The following is a 13,653-nucleotide window of genomic DNA, read 5'->3' as shown; positions in this document are numbered from 1 at the left end:
ATCGAAAACGTAAAGGAATCCGCAGACGCTGCTGCAACATCGGCTCCGATGAACTGGTCGGCATGCTGATCAATCACCTGTGGCGCGAGCGCCGGCCGACAGTACCCGGCCGACTGGCGATCGTTGCCACCGTCATCGGTCTCGTCCTGACCGGCTGTACAGCGGTTTCCGGAGCCGACGAGACGTCACCGTCGAGCGCCGGCCCGGCCTCTCGGTCAGGCCGGTCGTCAGGATCCGGCTCGGCACAGGGCGGACCGCCCGGCGCCGCGGACGGCGTCCTTCCGGACCACACCTCGGCGTACGACACCGATCTGCCCGGGATTGCCAAGCTCGATCCCGCGCTGCGCGAGGCCGTCCAGCGGGCCGAGACCGCGATGAAGAAGGACGGCATCACGCTGCAGGTCACGACCGGGTGGCGGAGCAAGAAGTACCAGGAAGAGCTGATGGAGAAGGCGATCCGGAAGTACGGCAGCAAGAAGAAGGCCAAGGAGTACGTCGCCGATCCCGACGAGTCCCACCACGTCACGGGCCACGCCGTCGACATCGGGCCGACCGACGCCGACGACTGGCTGAACCGCCACGGCAGCCGGTACGGCCTGTGTCAGACGCTGTCCAACGAGATCTGGCACTTCGAGCTGGCGACCACGCCCGGCCGCACGTGCCCGCCGATGACGACGCCGAAGACATGACGTCAGCTGGACGGAACCCCGATCGCTCGGCGCACGACCGCGTCGAAGGTACGGTCGGGCAGCACCTCGCGGAGGAAGATCAGCGGCTTGGCTCCGAAGCCGACGGCGTAACGGGTCTTCGGCCTGCGTGCCTGCACCGCCTTGGAGATCGTCCGGGCGATCAGCTCCGGCGCGGAGGCGCGCCGCTGATTGGACTCCGACGAGAGCGAGTCGGCGACCGCGTTGCCCTGCGGGGCGTACGGACCGGTGGAGGAGACCGCCCGGAGCTTGCCGGCGGCGATGCCGGCCCATTCGGTCTTGATCCCGCCGGGCTCGATCACGACGACGTCGATACCGAAGGGCTTGAGCTCGAGCCGCAAGCAGTCGCTGATCGCCTCCAGCGCGAACTTGGTGGCGTGGTACCAGGCGCCGAGCGGGGTGTGGATCTTGCCGCCCATCGACGTGATGTTGACGATCTTTCCGGACCGCTGCGCGCGCATCTGCGGGAGCACGAGCTGGACGAGCCGCGCCGCGCCGAAGACGTTGACCTCGAACTGGTAGCGGGCTTCGTCGAGCGGGACGTCCTCGACCGCGCCGTACGAGCCGTAGCCGGCGTTGTTGACCAGGACGTCCAGGCGGCCCGTCTCGGCGAGGATCTTCTCGACGCCGGCCTGCATCGAGGCGTCGTCGGTGACGTCCATCGCGATCGGGCGGATACCGGAGCCGGTGAGGTGGGCCATCCGCTCGACGCGGCGGGCCGCGGCGTAGACCGTGTAGCCGGCCTCGGCCAATTCCAGCGCGGTGGCTTCACCGATGCCGGAAGAGGCGCCGGTGACGAGTGCTGTCGGCGTACTCAAGGTAGTTTCCTTTGCTGCGGTTCTGCTGTGGACACGGCCCACGGTAGGAACGGCGGCGCGCGGCTCCACTAGCACAAGACGCCGATCGGCTTGCACTTCGCGCCAGCCACGGTCGGCGTGATCTGCAAGTGCGTTGGCGGCTTGTGCGGGTCCGTCGCGTCGGGTCGGCGGCTAGGCTCGCGGTATGGCAGGTGACCGTTTCGACCTGGAACCGAGCATCCGGGCCTTCGTCCGGGACCTCGGGATCTCACCGGCGCGGGCCCTGCGGCGCGCCGAGCTGCCGGCTGACCTGTTCACCCGGCAGCCCATCGAGCTCTCGGTTCCGGAGTACTACCGGTTCTGGGATGCACTCGGTGCCGAGGGTGGTGCGGATCGCGATCTCGCGGTCGACATCGGAAAGGCGATCTCCGTCGAGTTCTTCTCGCCGCCGATGTTCGGCGCGCTCTGCAGCCCGAATCTCACCGCGGCGGCGCGGCGGCTCGCTGTCCACAAGCCACTGATCGGCCCGCTGCGGATCGACGTCGACGCCGGCACCGCACTGACGATCACCTGCGTCTGGCCGCCCGGATCGAAGCCACCGATCCTGCTGGCGGCCACCGAGTTGATTTTCTGGGTCGCTCTGGCCCGCATCGCCACGCGCGAGCAGATCCGGCCCGCACGGGTCACCATGCCCAGCCCACCGGCGGACCCGTCGGCGATGGAGAGCTACCTGGGCGCCAGGGTCCGCAAGGGCAGCTGGTCGTCGATCACCTTCACCGCCGCCGATGCGGGGCGTCCCTTCCTGACCGAGAACGAACAGATGTGGCGAGTCTTCGCCCCCGAGCTCCGCCGCCGGCTCTCCGACCTGCAGGCCTCCGCCACCGTCGCCGACCGGGTTCGCGCCGCACTCCTCGAGACGCTGCCCGCAGGTGATCCGTCGATCGGTGCGGTCACACACCAACTCGCCACCAGTGCGCGTACTCTCCAGCGGCAGCTCAGCCACGAAGGCACCTCGTTCCAGACCATCCTGACCAGGACCCGGGAAGACCTCGCGCGGCACTACCTGACGAACGGCGACCTGCGGACCACGGACATCGCGTTCCTGCTCGGGTACGACGACACCAACTCGTTCTACCGGGCGTTCAAGTCCTGGACCGGCACCACCCCCGACGCGGTCCGGGCCGGCTAGCTCGGTTCTTCCGGGGGGTCCGGGAGCTTGGCGAGCGGGCGTTGGGACCAGGCGACGTCATGCCAGGAATCGAGTTTCCAGCCGATGTTCCGGTAGGTACCGATGGTCTCGAAGCCGAGCGACTTGTGCAGGGCGTCGCTGGCCGGGTTGGGCTGTGTCACGCCGGCAACGGCGGTGCGGAAACCGCGTTCGGAAAGCCTGTCGAAGAGGGCGTTGTACAGAGTCCGGCCCGCGCCGGTGCGATGGTGGCTGGGCGCCACGTAGACGCTGACCTCGCAGGACCAGCGGTACGCCGGACGCGGCTTCATCGCGCCGCCGTACGCATAGCCGACCACGTCACCGTCGTCCTCGAGGACCAGCCACGCATGGGTGGACTGCGCCTTCGTGATCCGCTCTGCCATCTCCTCGACCGTCGGCGGCTCGAGCTCGAACGTGATCGCGGTGCCCCTGACGTACGGCGCGTAGATGGCCGCGCAGGCCTCGGCGTCGGCGGCCGAGGCGTCTCTGACCTGAACCATGACACGATAGTAGCCACAACCGCCGCTATAGTGGCAAGCGTGATGGATGAACTGTCTCGATCCCTGGCTGCCACCGTGCAGCAGGCGCGGGTCGCACAGGACCTGTCGGTGAACGCGCTGGCCGAGCGGTCGGGCGTTTCCCGCGCGATGATCGGGAAGATCGAGCGGGGCGAGGCGCAGCCCACCGCCGTCCTGCTCGGCAAGCTCTCGGGAGCGCTCGGCATGACGCTGTCCGAGCTGGTCGCCCGCGCGGAGAACACGGGCGACCTGCTGCGGAAAGCGGAGGACCAGCCGGTCTGGACGGACCCGGTCACCGGATACCGCCGCCGCGCGGTGTCCCCGGTGACCGAAGGGCCCCTGGAACTGGTCGAGGTCGAGCTGCCGCCCGGCGCATCGGTCTCGTACCCGGCCGACGCGTACATCTTCAAGTACCAGCAGCTATGGATCCTCGACGGAATCCTCCGTTTTCACGAGGAATCGCAGATCCACGAGCTGCACACCGGGGACTGTCTGCAGCTCGGCCCGCCGTCTCCGACGACCTTCCACAACCCCGGTACGTCGGAGTGCCGCTACCTGGTCGCGCTGGTCAAAGGGCGCGGCTGAAACCACTGCGCGATCGCGTCACGCAGTCCGTCACGTTCCGCGGCCCCGTCCTGGTCGGCGGCCCAGGCGACGTAGCCGTCCGGCCTGATCAGCAGGGCGAGGGGCGTCTCGCTCCGGCCGGTGACCACCTCCACGGGATCCGCCGCGAGGCCGGCGAACGCACCGTCGGGCGTGAGGTCGACGAGGAGCGGGCGTGCGGACCGCATCAGTTCGGCCAGCCGCACCGACCCGATCATCAAGTCCGGCGCCCATCGGCCGACCAGCGGATGTGATCCCTCGGAGTACTTGATGTCGGCGCCCGAGATCAGGTCCGCAACGCGCTGCACGTTCCGCGGATCGGTCAGGAACTCACCGAACAGTGTCCGCAACGCGGTCACGTCGGCGCCCGGCGCGATCAGCGCGGACTGCGCCTGCGTCTGCATCACCACGCGCTCCCCCACCGGCCGGCGCTCGGACTCGTAGGTGTCCAGCAGCCCGGGCGGTGCCCAGCCCCGCACCTCGGCCGCCAGCTTCCAGCCGAGGTTGACCGCGTCCTGCAGCCCGAGGTTCAGCCCCGGTCCGCCGATCGCGGAATGCACATGCGCGGCGTCGCCGACCAGCAGCACCCGTCCGGAACGGAAACTCGAGGCCAGCCGGCTGTTTCCGCCGACCACCCGGCGCAGCTGCCGGACTCCCTCACCTGTTGGTTGGGCCAACGGCAAGTGCACGCCGAGCACCCGGTCCGCGCTCTCCTGCAGTTCCTCGAACGTCATCTCCCGGTCGGGCGGGGTGTCCCACTCGCCGGTGCTGATCGCCGGCAGCCGATTCGCGAACGGCGCCCACACGAACAGGCCGCGTTCGGTCCGCTGATGCATGAACGGCGGCACCACGCCGTACCCCGGGATCTTCAGTACTCCGTCCTCGACGTACTCGGGCGGCACCACGGCGCTCCCGGTCCGCGACACCATCGAGTCGTTGGTCACGCCGGGAAAGTCGATTCCGGCGAGTTTCCGCGTCCGGCTGTGCCCGCCGTCGGCGCCGACCAGGTAACCGGCCCGCAGCTGGTACTCGCCGTCCGGGCCGGACAGCGTGACCGTGACGCCGTCCTCGTCCTGGGCGAATCCGGTCAGCTCGTGGCCGCGGCGGATCTCGACGCCGAGCTCGAGCGCGCGCTCCTGCAGCACTTCCTCGATGCGCACCTGCGGCACCTGCAGCAGGTAGACCGGGTTCTCCTCGAGCCTGTCGAGCGGCAGCGGCATCGCACCGAACACGAACCCGGGCGCCGGCCGGGGCGGCCCCGGCGCACCGCTCAGCGGCTCGTACAGTCCGCGCCGGTCGAGCATCCGGACCACCTGGCCCACCAGGCCGTTGGCGCGCGGAACAGTGCTGCGTTCCGGCAGTTTCTCCAGCACGATCGGCCGGACCCCGGCCAACCGGAGCTCGCTCGCGAGCATCAGGCCGTTCGGGCCGGCCCCGGCAATGACGACTTCGGCATCCATGACATCCCTCCACAGGCATGACTGAGCGCCCCGGCAACCCGCCGGGGTCGAGTGGTTCGATGAGTTATTCGGGGACGGGCAGGCCGGCCTCGACCTGGTCGAGCGCCGACGACAGCAGCTCGGCGATCGAGCGCGGCGGATCGGCGCGCAGCCACTCCGCCATCACGACGCCCCGGGTCGCGCCGATCACCTCGGCGACCAGCCGCGGATACATCCCCGAGGTGCCGGTCCGGTCGGCGACCGCGGCCGCCAGCTCGTCACCGGCGCGGGCGTAGGCGCGGGCGGTCGCGCCCTGCAGGGCCGGCTCGCTCATCATCAGGCGAATCCCGGCAAGCCACTGCTCGTCCGGCGGCCGCCGCCCCCCGTGCCCCTCCTCGCCGAGGGCGAAGTGCTTCTCGATCGCCGCGCGGACCGCCACCCACAGCGGCTCGTCGGCCGGGCGCGCCCGGAGCTCCTCGGCGATCCGCAGGCTGCGGTCGACCTCGCGTGCGGCGATCGCGTCCGCCTTGCTGTCGAAGTAGTTGCGGAACGTCCGCAGCGAGACGCCGGCCTCGGCGGCGATGTCCTCGATCCGCACGTTGCCGTACCCGCGTTCGACGGCCAGCCGGACCGCGGCCCAGCTCAACGCGATCCGCGTCTCCTGCTTCTTCCGCTCCCGCAACCCGTCGGCCATACAGCGACCGTAGCAGAACTTGCCCAATAGGCAAAGATACCTTTTAGGCAATTTTCTCGAAGCAGGCTGGACTCGGTGGCCCGGCATGGTTGGGTTGGCCCATGACCGTGTCCCTGGTGGTCTGGGTGCTGACATTGCTCACGATCGTCGGCCTGTTGCTGTTCGACTACTTCTTCCACGTGCGGTCGGCCCATGTGCCGACGATCCGCGAGGCCGCGATCTGGTCCGCGCTGTACGTCGGGATCGCGGTGCTGTTCGGCCTCGGCACCCTCGTGTTCGGCGGTGTCGCGATGGGGTCGGAGTACTTCGCCGGCTACATCACCGAGAAAGCGTTGTCGGTCGACAACCTGTTCGTGTTCCTGATCATCATGACCGGCTTCCGGGTGCCCCGGGAGAACCAGCAGAAGGTCCTGCTGGTCGGGATCGTGGTCAGCCTGATCGCGCGGGCCGGGTTCATCTTCATCGGCTCGGCGTTGCTGCACACGTTTTCCTGGGTGTTCTACGTGTTCGGGATCGCCCTCCTGCTGACCGCCGGGAACATGCTCAAGCCGGAGACCGAGGAATCCCATCAGGCGCAGAACGTGGTGGTCCGGCTCAGCCGCCGGCTGTTCCGGACCTCGGAGGAGTACGACGGGGACCGGCTGACGACCGTGGTCGGCGGCCGCCGGATGCTGACGCCGATGCTGCTGGTGATGGTCGCCATCGGCGCCACCGACCTGATGTTCGCGCTGGACTCGATCCCGGCGATCTTCGGCCTGACCCAGAACGTGTTCGTCGTGTTCACGGCGACCGCGTTCAGCCTGCTCGGCCTCCGGCAGTTGTTCTTCCTGCTCGACGGGCTGCTGGACCGGCTGATCTACCTCTCGTTCGGGCTCGCGGCGATCCTGGCGTTCATCGGCGCCAAGCTCATCCTGCACGCGCTGCACGAGAACAACCTGCCGTTCGTGAACGGCGGCGAGCACGTCGAGGTGGTGGAGATCAGCACCGGTCTGTCACTGGCGGTGATTCTGGCCGTCCTGCTGATCACGATCTTCGCGTCGCTGTTCAGCACCCGCGGGCGGACGCAGACCGCGATGGCCCACATCCGCCGGGACGCGACGGCGTACCTCGATCCGGAGTACACCGACGACCCGGCGGAGCGGGAACGCGTGTTCCGGCGGCTGCTGCGGGCCCGCGACCACATCACCGACCTGGGCCCGAAGGCCAAGCAGCAGGTCCGGAACGAGGCCGACCTGATGGACCTGTGCCGCCAGGTCGGCGAGGCGCACGCCGCCGCCCACGCCGACCACGAGATCCGCCCCAGCTTGTGATCCGGCCTAGGGCATGTCTGATAATCCAGCGCCGTCGCGAGGAGGTGCTCGGTGCGGTAGCTCGGCGTGCGGGAGCGAAGGTCTCGATGCGGCGCATCGTGGCCTTTGCTCCCGTGCGGCGAGATGCCGTGCCGAGTGCCCCGCAGTAGGTGCTGGATTGTCAGACATGCCCTAGCCCTTGACGGCTCCTGAAGCGAGGCCGCTCACGTAGAACCGCTGCAGTCCGATGTACAGCACCACGCACGGGATCATCGCGATCACCGACCCGGCCACCAGCGACCCGAAGTTGATCTCGCCGTACGCGCCGGCCTGGACGTTCACCAGCGCGACGGGCAGCGTGTAGAGCTCGTCCTTGGTGAGGAACGTGAGCGCACCGAGGAATTCCGTCCAGGCCGCGAGGAACGCGTACAGCGCGACCGTCGCGGCGCCCGGCATGATCAGCGGACGCAGGACGGAACCGAGCATGCGGAGCGTTCCGCACCCGTCGACGTGCGCCGAGTCCTCCAGCTCCACCGGCACCGACGCGAACGAGTTGCGCATCACGAACACCCCGAACGGCAGGTTCACCGTGGTGTAGAACAGCACCAGCCCGAGCAGGCTGTCGGTCAGTCGCAGGACGTTCATCTCCAGGTACAGCGGGGTCAGGATCGCCTGGAACGGGATCATCATCGACACCACGACGAGCGCGAACAGCACCGGCCCGCTGCGGAACCTGAAGCGCGCGAACCCGTACCCGGCGAGGGTCGCGAGCAGGGCCGTCAGGACGGCGGTGCTGATCGCGACGACCAGGCTGTTCCCGACCGCCCGGACCAGGTTTCCGGGTCCTTCGATCAGCGTCCGGAAGTTGTCCCAGGTCAGGTCGAAGAACGTTTTCCCGTCCGGGGCCGCGACGATCACGTCGTTCGGCTGCACGGACCGGAAGAGGGCCCACAGCAACGGTACGGCGAAGACCAGGAAGGCGCCGCCGCCGCCGATCACGTAAAACGTGTTCTTGAGTCGCATCGTCAGTCCTTCTCCCGGAGCAGGCGGAACTGGGCCGCGGTGACCAGGCCGACAACGATCACCAGAACGATCGACAGCGCGGTCGCGGCACCGAGCTGCAGCTGCACGAAGGCCCGGTTGTAGATGTACTGGACCACGGTCGTCGTGTCGGTTCCCGGACCGCCGCGGGTGAGGATGTAGAACTGCGAGAACGCGAGCAGCGAGCCGATCACCGAGATGATCACCGCCATCGCGATCGTCCGGCGCAGGATCGGGATCGTGATCTCGCGTTCCTGCTTCCACCAGCCGGCGCCGTCCAGCTCGGCCGACTCGTAGTACTCGCGCGGGATGGCCTGCATGCCGGCCATCAGCAGCATCATCGTCAGCCCGCTGACCGCCCAGACCACCAGCACGCAGATCAGCCCGGTCGCGAGCGGCCCGTCCACCAGCCAGGCCGTCGTACCGTCGGTGATGCCGAGTTCGCGGAGCACGATGTTGATCACGCCGCTGTCCGGCTGCGCCTCGAGGACGGTCACGAAGCTGAGCGTGGACAGTCCGACGACGAACGGCAGGAAGAAGACGGTGCGCAACACCGTCGAGCCGCGGCGTTTCCGGCGGACCAGGACCGCGAGCGCGTAGCCGAGCACCAGGATCGGCCCGGTCACGACGACCGTGTAGAGCAGCGTGTAGAGGACGGACTTGGCGAACGCGGCGTCGGAGACGATCGCGGTGTAGTTCTTCAGCCCGCTGAACTTCACAGTGCCGATCAGCGGCCAGTTGGTCAGCGAGATCACCAGCGCGAACGCGAGCGGGACCAGGACGAAGACGCCGACGAACAGTACGGCGGGACTGACCAGGAGCAGCCCGGTCCGGGATGGATGCGTGAGCGAGCCCTGCCCGACCCGGCGGCCGGCAGAGGCGGCCCTGCGCGATCCGGAGTCGAGCCGGCGAGCGCCTCTGACTGCGGTACTCATCGGCGTCCTCGCTTCGCTCCGGGCGCCGACGAGGCCCAAGGTACGCAGTGTCTGATGATGAACTCGCTGCGCTCGTTCATACCTGCCCCTGACGGAGGATGCGGTCGTAGTTCTGCTGTGCTTCCTTCATGGCGGCCTCCAGCTCGCCGTCGAACACGGCGCGGCGGAACATCTGCAGCCACGGCCCGTCCGGCTGGTTGTAGAGGAGGTTGTAGGACAGGGTGGTCGGCGCGTAGCCCTCCTGGATCCGTTCCAGCGGCAGCGTCGCCAACGGGTACTTCTCCGCGAACTCCGGGGTCCGGGCATCCGACCGCACCGGTGTGTAGCCGCCGGCCGGCAGGTCGATCTGCTGCGGCAGGTCCAGCGCGAACCGGACGAACTCCCACGCGCCGGACGCGTTCCGGGCACCGCGCGGGATGCACATGTTGTCGCCGCCGTCGAAGAACGCGGCGCCGCCGTCGGGGCCGGACAGCAGCCGCGGCGTGACCGTCTCGTGGAACGCCTTGTCGGACGCCGAGACGACCACGCTGTAGTTGGACGGGAAGATGCCGACCTTGCCGGCCCGGAAATCGCTGCCCCAGCGCGACGCGTCGTCGGAGAAGTTTGCCCTGGGCACCAAGCCGTCGACCCACAGCTGCCGGTGCAGCTCGAGCATCTGGGTGACCGCGTCGTTTCCGACGATGTGTCCGGACTGGTCCGGGATCGTGCCCTGGATCAGGTCCGTGTCCGCCGCCCACACCATCGGCTGGACGACGAACCCGAGGGCGCCCGGACTGTTCGCCGGGAAACTCCACGCGTAGACGTCGTCGCCGAGTTTCCGGAATTTCCGTGCCGCGTCGAGCAGGTTTCCGAACGACTTGACGGCCTGGTCCGGGTCGACGCCCGCCCGGCCGCACAGCTCGGTGTTGAACCAGAACATCGAGTTGTCGGCCAGGTACGGAACGCCGTACACCCGGTCGTCCTTGGTCGCCAGCCGCAGGTGGCCCGGGCTGAGCTTGTCCCGGAAGTCCAGGGCGGCGAGCGGTTCGGTGAGATCGGTGAACGCGTCGCGGTAGATGAACAGCATCGAGTTGATGTCGTCGATGTCGACCAGGTCCGGCACACTCCGGCCGCGGATCGCGGTCGCCAGCTTGGTCACGTACTGGGCGTCCAGGACCGGTGTCAGCTCGACGGTGAGCCGGTCCTGCGACGCGTTGAACTTCTTCACCAGCTCGGTCAGGCCGCTCTGCGTCGCCGCCCGGCACCACACCTGCACGGTGCCGGTGGCGTCCTGCCCGAAACCCGCCGCCTGGACGTCGGGTGCGGGCAGGACCGAGCTGCAGCTCGACGTCAGACCGGCCCCCGTCATGCCGGCCGCCGCAGCGGCCGACACGCCGAGGAACTTCCGCCGGGTGAACACGTCAGGCCCTGGGCAGCCAGACACGCATGGCACCGATCTCCCGGTTAGCCCACGCGTAGTACGGGATCGCCGTCACCTCGACCTCGTCCCCGATCGAGTCTTCGGCACCGACCTCGAACGACCAGCCGGGCCGATGACCTGTGCCTGCGCGTCCCTTGGCCTTCAGCACCGTCACGCCGTCCAGGAGATTCGTGCTCTCGGCGACAGGCGCCTCGGGGACCAGATGCAGATCGTCGACGTTCGCGTCGTTGTCCGCCTGCTCGACGGCGTACACCAGCGGACCGCGCTCCAGCGCGACGCAACCACGCACCGCGTCGATCCGAGGATCCGCCCCGACGACCCTGGTCTCCAGTGGCAGCTGGAGGTCGATCTGCGCAGCCGTCACGCGCGCGTAGGTGCCGGGCTCGACGCGTTCGCCGTTGACAGTGGCGCCTTCCGCCCACGCCGGAATGCGGAGGTCGACCACCGCCGGTGCCGCGCTGGTGATGCGGACCGCGCCGTCCCAGGGGTAGTTCGTGTCGACGGTCAGCTCCACGTCGCCGGCCGTGATCGTGCCCGCGGCGTACTGGTGGATCTGGACCGCGTCGTCGCCGGTGGTCGCGAGGTAGCCGTCGAGACTCGACAGCGTACGCATGATGTTCGGCGGGCAGCACGCGCAGTCGAACCAGCCGCGCCGCCCGTGCGCGGGGCTCCGGCCGGTGTCCGGGTACGCCGCGCCGCGCAGCTGCAACGGGTTGACGTAGAAGTACTCCGAACCGCCCAGCGACACGCCGGCCAGGAAACCGTTGTACAGCATCCGCTCGATCGCGTCGCCGTACGCCGCATCGCCGGTCGCGAGCAGCATTCGCCAGGCCCACTGGATGCCGCCGATTGCCGCACAGGTTTCCGCGTACGCACGGTCCGGCGGCAGCTCGTACTCGTCGCCGAACGCCTCGCCCTCCCAGCGCGCGCCCAGCCCGCCGGTGACGTAGGTCTTCGTTGACCACATGTGGTCGAACTGCCGCTTCAACGCGTCGAGCAGCTCGGCGTCACCGGTCTCCAGCGCGACGTCGGCCGCACCGGCGGCGAGGTAGACCGCGCGGACCGAGTGGCCCTCGACCGTGGTCGCCTCGCGGACCGGGACCCGGTCGGAGAAGTAGGCCGGCGAGTGCCCGTGCCGCTCGATGATCCCGTGGCCGCGGGCCTCGACGAACCACGTCGCCAGGTCCAGGTACGCCGCCGTACCGGTTTCTCGATAAAGCTCGACCAGGGCCATCTCGATGACCGGGTGGCCGTCGACGTCGACGGTCTTGCCGTCGCCGAACGTCGCGACGAGGTGGTCGGCCAGCTTGGTCGCGACGTCGAGCAGCGCCCGGTCGCCGGTGCAGCGGACCTGTGCGACGGCGGCCTGGATCAGGTGGCCGGCGCAGTAGTGCTCGTGGCTCCAGACGAGTTGCTGGTAGCGGCCCTCGTCGCCGTACCGGAGCTGGACGACCGAGTCGAGGTACCCGTCGTCGCGCTGCGCGGCCGCCACGACCGCGGTCAGCTCGCGGATGCGCCGGAGCAGGTCGTCGTCGGGGTTGCGCCCGTACTCCCACGCGGCGGCCTCGAGCCACTTGTAGACGTCGGAGTCGGCGAACACCGGGCCGATCGCCTCGCCCTCGCCGATGCCGGCCGCGAGGCGGAGGTTGTGCAGGTTGCCGGCCTTCTCGAGCTGGTCCTGGCCGCTGGGGATCGCGTCCGCGCCGTTGCGGGCCTGCCGCGGCGCCCAGAAGCCGCCGGTGATCGCGACCTGACCGAGTCCGAGGGGGTGCCGGCGGCCCTTGGCGGTGGCCGCCGGAGCGCGGGAAGTGGTGACAGTTTCCGGGGAAGAGCTCATCAACCGTGACTCCTGAGTTAGGAAAATCCGGAACACGTTTTCCTGGACGAAGGTAGAGAGCCGATCGCGCCAGGTCAACCCCTGCCTGTGGATAAACTCCGGCCCGGTCGCGATCCGTGCGGTACTGTGCCGGAAACCTCGGAAAGGAGTTGCTGCATGGCGTCACGGATCATCCGCATGCCCGGGATCAAGGACGTGGCCGCGCTGGCCGGTGTCTCGGCGAGCACGGCGTCCAAGGCGCTGAACGACACCGGGCAGCTCCGCGCGGAGACCCGCGAGCGCGTCCGGCGGGCGGCCGACCAGCTCGGTTTCCGGCCCGACAGCCGCGGCCGCGCGCTCGCGTCCGGGCGCAGTTTCACGGTCGGCCTGATCACGACCGACAGCTCCGGCCGGTTCAGCATACCGATCATGCTCGGGGCCGAGGACGCGTTGAGCGCCGGCGAGATGGCCCTCGTGCTCTGCGACACCCGGGACGACCCGCTCCGCGAGCAGCACTACCTGAAGTCGCTGGTTTCCCGCCGGGTGGACGGCATCATCGTGACCGGTCGCCGGACCGAGGCGCGCGAGCCGATCGACGTACCGATCCCGGTGGTGTATGCGTTCAGCCCGTCGACCGATCCGGACGACACGTCGGTGATCGTCGACGACCACGGCGGCGCCGCGTCGGCCGTGCGCCACCTGCAGTCCCTCGGCCGGGAGCGGATCGCCCACGTCACCGGTCCGGAGTCGCATCTCAGCGCGCAGATCCGCGCCGCGTCGACGATGGGCGCCGCGCGGGCGGGCTTCGTCGGCCAGCCGCTGTACGGCGAGTGGAGCGAGCGCTGGGGACGGCACGCGGTCGACGTGCTGCTCCGGGCCGAGCCGACGGTGGAGGCGATCACCTGCGGCAGCGACCAGATCGCCCGCGGCGTCTGCGACCGTTTGCGCGAGCTCGGCCGCTCGGTGCCCGACGACATCGCGGTTACCGGCTTCGACAACTGGTCCGTGATGGCACTGGCCAGCCGGCCGCCGCTGACCACCGTCGACATGGAGCTCGAGGAGCTCGGTCGCCGGACCGCCAACCTGCTGCTCGACGTCATCGCCGGGGAGCCGCGCCGCGGTCAGCTGATCCTGCCCACCCGTCTGATCACCCGAGAGTCGACGCTCGGCACGTGACGGCGCCGGAC

Annotated in this window: 13 protein-coding genes; 5 read left to right on the top strand and 8 right to left on the bottom strand. The window is 69.2% G+C overall.

The genetic code is table 11. The features are described from left to right. Positions 1–62 precede the first annotated feature (62 nt). Positions 63–689, top strand: a complete 627-nt coding sequence (locus ABZX12_RS33110; RefSeq protein WP_355699391.1) for a M15 family metallopeptidase — start codon at positions 63–65, stop codon at positions 687–689. A 2-nt stretch (positions 690–691) separates the two neighbouring features. On the opposite strand, the gene ABZX12_RS33105 is transcribed toward ABZX12_RS33110, so the two are convergent. Then, a complete protein-coding gene (locus ABZX12_RS33105) occupies positions 692–1,525 on the bottom strand; it encodes an oxidoreductase (protein ID WP_355699390.1) in 834 nt (277 codons plus the stop codon). Positions 1,526–1,709: 184 nt separating this feature from the next. On the opposite strand from ABZX12_RS33105, the gene ABZX12_RS33100 reads away from it, so the two are divergent. After that, positions 1,710–2,693: an AraC family transcriptional regulator ligand-binding domain-containing protein gene (locus ABZX12_RS33100; RefSeq protein ID WP_355699389.1), complete on the top strand. Its 984-nt coding sequence runs from the start codon at positions 1,710–1,712 to the stop codon at positions 2,691–2,693. Here the strand turns inward: ABZX12_RS33100 and ABZX12_RS33095 are convergent. Continuing rightward, the gene (locus ABZX12_RS33095; RefSeq protein ID WP_355699388.1) at positions 2,690–3,211 is read right to left on the bottom strand and encodes an N-acetyltransferase family protein; all 522 of its coding nucleotides are present in this window, start codon (positions 3,209–3,211) and stop codon (positions 2,690–2,692) included. The two genes, ABZX12_RS33100 and ABZX12_RS33095, sit on opposite strands and share 4 nt — an antisense overlap. Before the next feature lie 42 nt (positions 3,212–3,253). Here ABZX12_RS33095 and ABZX12_RS33090 point away from each other — a divergent pair, with 42 nt between their 5' ends. Continuing rightward, a complete protein-coding gene (locus ABZX12_RS33090; protein ID WP_355699643.1) occupies positions 3,254–3,814 on the top strand; it encodes an XRE family transcriptional regulator in 561 nt (186 codons plus the stop codon). Here the strand turns inward: ABZX12_RS33090 and ABZX12_RS33085 are convergent. After that, entirely contained in the window at positions 3,781–5,292 is a 1,512-nt protein-coding gene (locus tag ABZX12_RS33085) for an FAD-dependent monooxygenase (protein WP_355699387.1), read from the bottom strand. The two genes, ABZX12_RS33090 and ABZX12_RS33085, sit on opposite strands and share 34 nt — an antisense overlap. Before the next feature lie 64 nt (positions 5,293–5,356). Next, positions 5,357–5,965, bottom strand: coding sequence for a TetR family transcriptional regulator (locus ABZX12_RS33080; RefSeq protein WP_355699386.1), 609 nt, complete (start codon positions 5,963–5,965; stop codon positions 5,357–5,359). A gap of 101 nt (positions 5,966–6,066) precedes the next feature. On the opposite strand from ABZX12_RS33080, the gene ABZX12_RS33075 reads away from it, so the two are divergent. After that, a complete protein-coding gene (locus ABZX12_RS33075) occupies positions 6,067–7,275 on the top strand; it encodes a TerC family protein (RefSeq protein WP_355699385.1) in 1,209 nt (402 codons plus the stop codon). Positions 7,276–7,446: 171 nt separating this feature from the next. Here the strand turns inward: ABZX12_RS33075 and ABZX12_RS33070 are convergent, their stop codons facing one another. The 4 genes from ABZX12_RS33070 to ABZX12_RS33055 form a co-directional block, all read right to left on the bottom strand. Further along, the gene (locus ABZX12_RS33070) at positions 7,447–8,277 is read right to left on the bottom strand and encodes a carbohydrate ABC transporter permease (protein WP_355699384.1); all 831 of its coding nucleotides are present in this window, start codon (positions 8,275–8,277) and stop codon (positions 7,447–7,449) included. Positions 8,278–8,279: 2 nt separating this feature from the next. Further along, positions 8,280–9,230, bottom strand: a complete 951-nt coding sequence (locus ABZX12_RS33065; RefSeq protein WP_355699383.1) for a sugar ABC transporter permease — start codon at positions 9,228–9,230, stop codon at positions 8,280–8,282. Positions 9,231–9,306: 76 nt separating this feature from the next. After that, positions 9,307–10,629, bottom strand: a complete 1,323-nt coding sequence (locus ABZX12_RS33060) for an extracellular solute-binding protein (protein ID WP_355699382.1) — start codon at positions 10,627–10,629, stop codon at positions 9,307–9,309. A gap of 1 nt (position 10,630) precedes the next feature. Next, a complete protein-coding gene (locus ABZX12_RS33055; RefSeq protein WP_355699381.1) occupies positions 10,631–12,487 on the bottom strand; it encodes a beta-L-arabinofuranosidase domain-containing protein in 1,857 nt (618 codons plus the stop codon). 156 nt (positions 12,488–12,643) lie between these two features. On the opposite strand from ABZX12_RS33055, the gene ABZX12_RS33050 reads away from it, so the two are divergent. Continuing rightward, positions 12,644–13,642 (top strand): LacI family DNA-binding transcriptional regulator, encoded by a 999-nt coding sequence (locus ABZX12_RS33050; RefSeq protein WP_355699380.1) that lies wholly within the window; start codon positions 12,644–12,646, stop codon positions 13,640–13,642. The last annotated feature ends 11 nt before the right edge of the window (positions 13,643–13,653 follow it).

Source organism: Kribbella sp. NPDC003505 (genome assembly GCF_040610875.1).
Taxonomy (GTDB): Bacteria; Actinomycetota; Actinomycetes; order Propionibacteriales; family Kribbellaceae; genus Kribbella.
This window is presented reverse-complemented; position numbering and strand designations above follow the sequence as displayed.

Bases quoted from the DNA above. Each gene is read 5' to 3' on its own strand.
- ABZX12_RS33065 (WP_355699383.1), bottom strand. From the start codon at position 9,230: ATGAGTACCGCAGTCAGAGGCGCTCGCCGGCTCGACTCCGGATCGCGC.
- ABZX12_RS33075 (WP_355699385.1), top strand. From the start codon at position 6,067: ATGACCGTGTCCCTGGTGGTCTGGGTGCTGACATTGCTCACGATCGTC.
- ABZX12_RS33090 (WP_355699643.1), top strand. From the start codon at position 3,254: ATGGATGAACTGTCTCGATCCCTGGCTGCCACCGTGCAGCAGGCGCGG.
- ABZX12_RS33055 (WP_355699381.1), bottom strand. From the start codon at position 12,487: ATGAGCTCTTCCCCGGAAACTGTCACCACTTCCCGCGCTCCGGCGGCC.
- ABZX12_RS33100 (WP_355699389.1), top strand. From the start codon at position 1,710: ATGGCAGGTGACCGTTTCGACCTGGAACCGAGCATCCGGGCCTTCGTC.
- ABZX12_RS33080 (WP_355699386.1), bottom strand. From the start codon at position 5,965: ATGGCCGACGGGTTGCGGGAGCGGAAGAAGCAGGAGACGCGGATCGCG.
- ABZX12_RS33070 (WP_355699384.1), bottom strand. From the start codon at position 8,277: ATGCGACTCAAGAACACGTTTTACGTGATCGGCGGCGGCGGCGCCTTC.
- ABZX12_RS33050 (WP_355699380.1), top strand. From the start codon at position 12,644: ATGGCGTCACGGATCATCCGCATGCCCGGGATCAAGGACGTGGCCGCG.
- ABZX12_RS33110 (WP_355699391.1), top strand. From the start codon at position 63: ATGCTGATCAATCACCTGTGGCGCGAGCGCCGGCCGACAGTACCCGGC.
- ABZX12_RS33095 (WP_355699388.1), bottom strand. From the start codon at position 3,211: ATGGTTCAGGTCAGAGACGCCTCGGCCGCCGACGCCGAGGCCTGCGCG.
- ABZX12_RS33085 (WP_355699387.1), bottom strand. From the start codon at position 5,292: ATGGATGCCGAAGTCGTCATTGCCGGGGCCGGCCCGAACGGCCTGATG.